Consider the following 8,725-nt stretch of genomic DNA (forward strand, 5'->3'; position numbering starts at 1 on the left):
AATAATTCAAACTAATGAAACACCCAGCTTAAAATGTATTTTACAGACAAAAGCATGATTATGGGTGTTCCATCTGACCATTAAAAACAATAAAAATAATCAGATGAAACCATACATCGCCATCAATGCTTCTGCCGGTTCTGGTAAAACCTACACTTTGGTACAAAGAGTGTTGATGATTTGCCTTGAAAATCCATATCAAAAAGACGCTATCCGTCATATTTTAGCGCTTACGTTCACCAATAAAGCAGCCAACGAAATGAAGGAGAGAATTCTTTCTTGGCTCAAAGAATTTACGCAAGAAAACTACTCTGAAAACAATAAATTGCTCGGAATTCAACAAAAATTTGAAGAGCAAGGCAAGAAAATTACCTTAGACGATTTGCATCAGCGTTCGCAAAAAGTGCTGGATTATATTTTGCACAACTACTCTACATTAAACATCGGTACGATTGATAAATTCAACGCAAAATTGGTGAGAAGTTTTTCTTACGAATTGGGTTTAGCGCAAAATTTTAACTTAGAAATTCAGCCAGAACCTTTCTTGATTGAAGCGGTAGATCAAATGCTCAATAAAATTGGCGAAGATGAACAAATTTCTGAAGCGTTCTTGGACTATGTAAATTACAGCCTCGACCAAAACGAACGTGTAAACATTAATAAAACCCTACTCGATTCTGCTAAAGAATTTGTGAATGATAAACATTATCATTGGCTTGAGCAAAATAAAGATTTTGATTGGAAATCTTACGAAAGCACCAAAAACAACATCAGAAAAGAAATTAAAGAGCTCAAGGAAAGTTCTAAAAAGATTGCCCAAGATTCTTTAGATTTAATTCAAAATAATGGTTTAGAAATCGAAGATTTTGCAGGTGGACAAAAAAACGGAATAGCTATATTCTTTAAAAAATATATTTCTAATTCCGAACCTTTACTTTATGAATCAGAAGAAAAAGAAAATAACACATTAGAAAACTTTCAAAAGGGAGCTTCGGGAAAAGGCAAAAGCAAAGAATCTGAAATCTTCTCAATTCTAGAAACTTTAATTGAAAACCGCAGAAAAATCATTCAAAATTATATTCTCGGAGAGAAAAAAGAGAAAATTTTGCGTGCATTGTTGCCTTTGAAAGTCAATAAAGAAATTCAAGACCAATTGCAACTCATAGAAGATGAAAATGATTTGGTTTTATTATCAAAATTCAATGTACTCATCAACGAAAATCTTCGAAACGAGCCTTCTGCATTCATTTATGAAAAAGTAGGAACACAATTTCAGCATTATTTCTTTGATGAATTTCAAGATACTTCCGCTTTGCAATGGATGAATTTTCTTCCACTCCGCGACCACAATATCGCTACCGAAAATAGTAGTTTTACGTTAGTTGGCGACCCAAAACAAAGCATTTACAGATTCCGTGGCGGGAATGCAGAAATAATGCTGGATATTATCAATAAAAAAGATTTTTCACCCATTGAAGTAGAAATTGAAACGCTTCAACAAAACTTTAGAAGTGCGAAAAACATTGTGAAATTCAACAATGAATTGTATCATTTTTACGGAAGTTACCTGAATGAAGAACACGCCAAATTATTCGGGAAAGATGCTGAACAAAGCGCATATTCAGAAAAAGAAGGTCGAGTAAAAGTTCATTTTTTAGAAAATGATGTTAAAGAAACCTATTACCAAGATTGTACAGAAAAAATGCAACAGGATTTGCAAGAGTGTATCAATAATGGTTTTGAGTTTTCAGACATCACCATTCTTTGTCGAGGAAATAAAGACATTTTCAATTTTTCTAAATTGTTGGGAAACCTGAAAGTGAATTACAAAGGCGAAGAAACGTACATTAAAACCATTTCGGAGAAAGGTTTAACGCTCGAACTTTCGGGAACGCTTCGTGCTTTGATTCAATTTTTATATTGGGAAACGTTTCCTAAAAATAGAAGATTTCTGGTAAAAATGATGTACGAATTAAACAAATCTGGCAGAATAACAATGCAGGATTTTTCGTTAGAAATGAAGCAGATTTTAGACATCGAAAACAAAAAAGACATTGAAATTTTCATCAAAGAAAAATATAAAGTTGCGCTAAAACAAGAAGATTTTCCTCATCTTAATTTGTACAATTTTATAGAATATTACATTCACGAATTTTCGGTAAAAGATAAAGAAACCGATTTCTTGCTTAATTTTTTAGAATTGCTTTACAATTACACCCAAAATGCAGGCGCAACGCTGAAAGATTTTCTCAATTTTTGGGAAGAAGAAGGCAAAAACACGAGCATTCAGGCTTCAGAAAATATAGATGCCATTCAATTGATGACCATTCACAAAGCGAAAGGTTTAGAATTCCCGATTGTATTTCTTCCGATGGAAAATGCGCACAAAGATGGCAAAATTCAGGATTGGTTTTCTTTGGAAGACAGTACAGAACTGAAATCGGTAAATATTGGAGGTTTCGAGAAGAAATTGCAAACCTATGATGAAGAAATTTCTGAATTTAACGAAGAGAATACTTACAAAAACTTCATTGACCGATTATGTCTGCAATACGTTGCCACAACTAGACCTGTAGAACAGTTGTTTCTTTACGTTCAAAGACCTTCAAAAGACAGTAAAACGGGAGTAGAAAAACCATCAAATATTGAAATTTATGAATTTTTAAAATCTAAAAACACAGAAAATGTAGACAGTTTTGATGTTTTTAAAATTGATGAAAATACGCTGAAAAAACAAAGCAAAAAAGAAGAAAAACAACACGTTTCTCAACAGATTTCTTCTTTGACTCAAAAGCATGAGAAATCTGCAAACATTACTATTGCCACACCTTCCAAAAACTACCAAGAAAGAAATGAAAAGGTAAGAAATGGAATTTTCACCCATGAAATTTTAGCAAAAATCAACACCAAAAATGATGTAGAAAAAGTATTGAAATCTTATTTTTTAGAAGGATTAATCACTGAAACTGAAAAATATGAAATCGCCGAAAGGATTTTTGAAATCATTGAAAAACACCCGAAATATTTCTCAGAAAATCAAGAAATTTTAAGCGAAAGAGAATTGATGATTGAAGGGAAAACTTATAGACCAGACAGAATGGTGAAAATAAATGACGCTTGGTTTATCATCGATTTTAAAACGGGAAATCCGGCAGAAAAACATCTAAAACAAATTGATTTATACCAATCTGCAATGGAAAATCTTGGTAGAAAAATTGGTGGAGCTGAATTGATTTATTTGTAACTTCGTGAAAAATTAATACCATGAAAAAATTATTATTTTTCCTTGCTTTGTCTTTTGTTCAAATGAGTTTTGCTCAAAATTCAACAAGCATATATTCCAAAGAAAAAGCGCCTTTAGTGATTGCAAATGGAAACAAAACTTATCTTTATGCCTGTGCCTTAAATGTCAATAACATTTTAACTATTAATGTTTTTAAAGGAGAAAAAGCAACTCAATTATTTGGTGAGAAAGGTAAAAATGGTGTTTTAGAAATGAATTTTAAACCTGAAACTCAATTTTTAAATCTCCAAAATTTTTACACCGAGTATAACATTTCAAAAGCAGACCAATTCTTACCTATCGTTCTCAACAAACATTTCGTAGATGAAAAAGATTATCTCCTTTTAGATAAATCAGCTGTTCTTTCTGTAAAAATCTTAGAGGAACAACCATTTGTAGAACCTGTTCTTTTGCCAAAAGGAAAAGCCATTTATATTGAAGCAATGGAAACAAAATAGTAGAGAAAAAATAATTAAGATGGTTGTATGAAACGTTAAAATCTCGAAACTCGTATCGCCAACCTCAAATCTTTTTCACTATTTTTGTTCAATGAATTCAAACCTCGAACTTCAACTCAAAACGCTTCCTTCAGAACCTGGAGTTTACCGTTATTACGATAAAAACGGACAACTTTTGTATGTAGGAAAAGCTAAAAATTTGAAGAAAAGAGTGCTTTCTTATTTCAATAAAAATCAAAACGGTTACAGAACCAGAATTATGGTTTCTAAAATCGTGAGATTAGAAACGACCGTTGTAAACTCTGAATATGACGCACTTTTATTAGAAAATAATCTGATAAAAGAGCATCAGCCGTTTTACAATGTCATGTTGAAAGACGACAAAACCTACCCTTGGATTTGCATTAAAAACGAAAATTTCCCACGTGTTTTTCTGACCAGAACCATCATCAAAGATGGAAGTGAATATTACGGACCTTATGCTAAAGTTCGTCCAGCAAAAATTTTATTGGAAACAATTAAAAATTTGTATAAAATTCGTTCTTGCAATTTAGATTTGGCTCCCCAAAAAATTGAAGACGGAAAATATAAAGTTTGCTTAGAATACCACATCAAAAATTGCAAAGGTCCTTGTGAAGGCTTAGAAAGCCTGGAAAGTTATGATGAAAAAATAGACGCCATCCGTGGAATTATCAAAGGAGATTTCCGAAAGGCAAGAAAATATTTAGAAGACGAAATGTTTCGTTTTGCTGCCAATTTAGAATTTGAAGCAGCACAAACCGTAAAAGAAAAATTAGATATTTTAGATGATTATCAAGCGAGAAATACCGTTGTAAATCCAAACATAGACGATGTAGATGTTTTCGGAATGACCAGTGATGAAACCGCTGCTTATGTGAATTTCTTCAAAATCAGAAACGGAAATATTGTACAAAGTTTCACGACAGAAATCAAAAAAATGCTGGAGGAGACAGATGAAGAAATTTTGGAAGAAGCTTTGATAGAAATTCGTCAAAAATTTGCTTCAGAATCCAAAGAAATTTTGCTTCCTTTTCATTTGAATATAGAAATCCCGAATATAAAACTCATCGTTCCAAAAGTGGGAGACAAAAAGAGAATAGTAGAACTTTCTGAAAAAAATGCCAAAGAATACAGACTGGAGAAACTAAAACAAGTACAGATTGTAGATCCGGAAAGACACACTACAAGAATTATGGCAGAAATGCAAAAACTGCTCAGAATGCCGGTGGAACCAAGACATATAGAAGGTTTTGACAACTCCAATATTCAAGGAAGTAATCCTGTTTCTGCGTGTGTAGTTTTCAAGGATGGAAAGCCTAGTAAATCTGATTATCGAATTTTTCACGTAAAAACAGTGGAAGGTCCGAATGATTTTGCGACGATGGAAGAAGTGATTTACAGACGTTACAAAAGAATGCTGGATGAAGGAGAAAATCTTCCGCAATTGATTTTGATAGATGGTGGAAAAGGTCAACTTTCGTCTGCGGTGAAAAGTTTGAAATTATTGGGTTTGTATGGAAAAATAACTATTGTAGGAATTGCAAAACGTTTGGATGAAATTTTCTTTCCAGAAGATCCAATTCCGTTGTATTTGGATAAAAAATCTGAAACACTAAAGGTTTTACAGAGAGTAAGAGACGAGGCTCACCGTTTTGGCGTAAAACATCACAGAACGCGCAGAACCAACAACACCATAAAATCTGAATTAGAAGAAATTCCTGGAGTGGGCGAAAAAACGATAGAGCTCCTTCTGAAAAAACTAAAATCCGTAAAACGGGTAAAAGAAGCCAACCTAGAAACTCTGGAAGAAATTCTTGGGAAAGCAAAAGCTAAAGTAGTTTGGGAGTTTTTTAATCAATAAAAAAAGCATCAATAAATTGATGCTTTTATTTTTATTTTGCTGTAAAAATTTCTTTCTTATAATTCCCATCACTGGTTGGGATTTCTATCACTAGATTTCCGTTTTCTGAGTAACCTAAAGTAGAAGTTCCGTTTTCTAAAGTGACTCTGTAAACATCTGCCTTTGTAGTATTTTTAAACGTAGCAAAAGGAACAGAACTGCTAGAACTTACCAAGATGAATTGGTCTTTAGAAATTTGTACTTTTTGAAAATTTACACTTCCGTTAGAATATAATTCTGTTTTTTTAGATGCTACACTTGTGTTTTCTGAAGATCCAATTGGCTTTATCTCTTGTTTGTCAGTAACTTTAGGAACTTCTGAGTGAATAGTACCCTTAATATCAATAGGTTTAGGATTACTAACTGCAATATTTTCTAATGAAGTTTTCAAAGCATCTTGATAACCTAAATCGAATTCTTTGTACATGGAAGTAGCCTTGATTTCAAAAACTAATTTTTTTTCACAATCAAAAAATTGTAGTTTAACTCTATTTCTAAACATATTAGAATCATTAAGCAATTCTGCACTTAAAACTTTACAGAGATTTTGTCTCAATTCTAAAGGCCAATTCACTAATTCTTCTTGTATCACTTTATACTTTTTCCCTTCTAAAGCTTTTTTCAAAAGGGTATTGAGATTATATTCATTTGCTTCAAAATCTTTGAATTTTTTGGGAACATAAATGTATTCGTAATCGGTAATATTTTGAGCAGAAAATATCAGGGTGAAAAACAAGAAAGCAAGTGCAAATGATTTTTTCATTGTGAGAATTTTTAGTGAAGTAAATGTAAAAAATAATTAAGTTCTAATGAAATTAATTTTCTGAAAAACGTGCTTACGAAGAAATGTAAGTGAAAAATAGCCCTGATTGAGCCTTTGTTTGAGCTCTTTTTGTTTTTATAGATTCCTCGACTTCGCTCAGAATGACAAAAAACAAAAAAGCGAGTGGCGAAAGCAGGTGAAAATGTAATTATAAACTGAAAACAGGTTGCTTCTAATATCTAAAATCCCTCATATCCAGTTTCAGAGAAAAGAAATTTGAAAAATAATTACTACCACCAATTCCAGTATTGGTGATGGCGTAATCTAGGGTAAGTCCCTTGTATTTGATACCAATTCCGGCGCTTGGTTGCATAGAAACTTTGCGTTTTAGGTCTTCGATATCGGTAACAGTTTGAAATCTATTGAGACCAGCTCTTACAAAAATCATTTTCTGGAAACTGAGTTCCGCACCAATATATGGCGAAATACTCGCAAAATCGGTAGAAATTACTGCGGCGGTTTTGGCAAAATCTACATTAAGACCAGCTTCTGGCAATAATTCTAAATCTCTATTGATTTCAAAATTTTTTGAAACGCCTAGATTCAATTTAGGCATGGTAATTTCCATTTTATCTTTTGGAGCGGGATTGAATTCTTCTCCATTTACTACTGCTGACAATTCTTTTTGGTTGATGCTCCAAAAATTCACTGTAGTAGTGGCATCTCTCAACATTGCTCCAAATTGGTAACCAGAATCCGCACGATAAATGGCTCCTGCATCAAATCCAAAACCAAAACCATTGGCAAATTTCCCAATATTTCGGTAAACGATTTTGGCATTAATTCCCACGCTTAATTTTTGGTTTCCACCAGGGCGAAAAGCATAAGAAATAATTCCTGCATAATCCGAAGTGGAAAATTTAGAAATTTTATCATAATCGATATTCCCTTCGGAATCTATCATCTGAGTAGTGTTCAAAATATTATCAACTCCCAATCTCACAATAGAAATTCCCAAAACTCCGTCTTTAGAATCGAGCGCTTTGGTAAAAGAAATATAATCGTATTTAGCAATAGATTCGAAATATTCTGCGTGCATTGCTGCGCCTTGCCAATCGCTTTCTACTTCTGTCAAACCAGCAGGATTCCACATAGGTGCATAGACATCATTCTGATTAGAAATCACAGCTCCTCCCATTGCTAAACCTCTGGCTCCAGCTCCAATGTTAAGAAATTCGTTAGAATATTTTCTGACGATTTGTGCGTTGCCAATAACTGACAAAAAGGTTAAGAGAAGTAAATATTTTTTCATCAAATTTGTTTAATATCACTCTTGAGTGTTTTCTAATGTTACTTCTTTGGAGTTTTTTCTGGCTTTAATGACTCCATTAATAACAATTGCTAAAATCATAACCAAAGAGGCTCCATAAAAAACGGCACTCATTTTTTCTGATTCTCCAAAGATAAAAAATGCCAATATAATTCCATAAATAGGCTCTAAATTCACTGTAAGAATAAGAGTAAATGGTGAAATATACTTCATTAAATTTACTGACTCAAACATAGGATATGCTGTAAAAACACTCGCCAATAAAGTTAATAACGCTAAATCTCGATAACTTATTTCGCCAATTTGAGAAATTTGTCCAGAAAAGACATAATACAAACTTATCACCAGCCAACCTCCGAAAATTTCATAGAAAATAATATTTCCAGATGATGTTTTGCCATATAATTTTCCGTTAAAAACTGAAAAAATCGTTCCGAGTAAAGCACAAATTAACCCGTAAATAATTCCTAATTTATACTGAAATTCTACTTTGAAAATTAAGGAAATACAAATCACTATCACCACTCCCATTATAATCTCCGAAACATCTATTTTTCTTTTAAAAATAAGAGGTTCTAGTAGTGCGGCAAACAAGGTAGATGTTCCCAGACAACTCAGTGCAATAGATACATTAGACACTTTAATAGAACTGAAAAAAAACAACCAGTGAAATGCCATTAAACTACCTACTCCTACTAGTTTCAAGAGCATTTTTTTAGAAACTTTTATGTTGTCTTTTTTGATAATTCTAATAAATAGATAAAGAAAAACCGAAGCAAAAAGCATTCTATAGAAAACCAAAACTTCTGCATTCGCATGAATCAGTTTTCCCAAAATTGCTGTAAATCCCCATAAAAAAACAATCAGATGTAGCCTAAAAGTAGAATTTTTATACATATCACAAATTTTCAGTACAAAAATATCATTAATTTTCTATTTATCACTGGGTTTCCTCAAATCATTCCTATAA

At 32.6% G+C, this 8,725-nt stretch carries 6 protein-coding genes; 3 read left to right on the forward strand and 3 right to left on the reverse strand.

Annotated elements, in window-relative coordinates:
• The first annotated feature begins 103 nt into the window (after positions 1 to 103).
• The 3 genes from N7277_RS01860 (at position 104) to uvrC (ending at position 5,623) form a co-directional block, all read left to right on the forward strand.
• Positions 104 to 3,244, forward strand: a complete 3,141-nt coding sequence (locus N7277_RS01860) for a UvrD-helicase domain-containing protein (RefSeq protein ID WP_274780078.1) — start codon at positions 104 to 106, stop codon at positions 3,242 to 3,244.
• A 20-nt stretch (positions 3,245 to 3,264) separates the two neighbouring features.
• Positions 3,265 to 3,741: a hypothetical protein gene (locus N7277_RS01865; RefSeq protein ID WP_274780079.1), complete on the forward strand. Its 477-nt coding sequence runs from the start codon at positions 3,265 to 3,267 to the stop codon at positions 3,739 to 3,741.
• A 91-nt stretch (positions 3,742 to 3,832) separates the two neighbouring features.
• Entirely contained in the window at positions 3,833 to 5,623 is a 1,791-nt protein-coding gene (uvrC, locus tag N7277_RS01870) for an excinuclease ABC subunit UvrC (RefSeq protein WP_274780080.1), read from the forward strand.
• A gap of 31 nt (positions 5,624 to 5,654) precedes the next feature.
• Here the strand turns inward: uvrC and N7277_RS01875 are convergent, their stop codons facing one another.
• The 3 genes from N7277_RS01875 to N7277_RS01885 form a co-directional block, all read right to left on the reverse strand.
• Positions 5,655 to 6,425 (reverse strand): hypothetical protein, encoded by a 771-nt coding sequence (locus N7277_RS01875; protein WP_274780081.1) that lies wholly within the window; start codon positions 6,423 to 6,425, stop codon positions 5,655 to 5,657.
• A 232-nt stretch (positions 6,426 to 6,657) separates the two neighbouring features.
• A complete protein-coding gene (locus tag N7277_RS01880; protein ID WP_274780082.1) occupies positions 6,658 to 7,737 on the reverse strand; it encodes a putative type IX sorting system protein PorV2 in 1,080 nt (359 codons plus the stop codon).
• Between the two features lie 15 nt (positions 7,738 to 7,752).
• Positions 7,753 to 8,652, reverse strand: a complete 900-nt coding sequence (locus tag N7277_RS01885) for a DMT family transporter (protein ID WP_274780083.1) — start codon at positions 8,650 to 8,652, stop codon at positions 7,753 to 7,755.
• Between the last annotated feature and the right edge of the window lie 73 nt (positions 8,653 to 8,725).

It is taken from the genome of Cloacibacterium sp. TD35 (assembly GCF_028864635.1).
GTDB lineage: Bacteria > Bacteroidota > Bacteroidia > Flavobacteriales > Weeksellaceae > Cloacibacterium.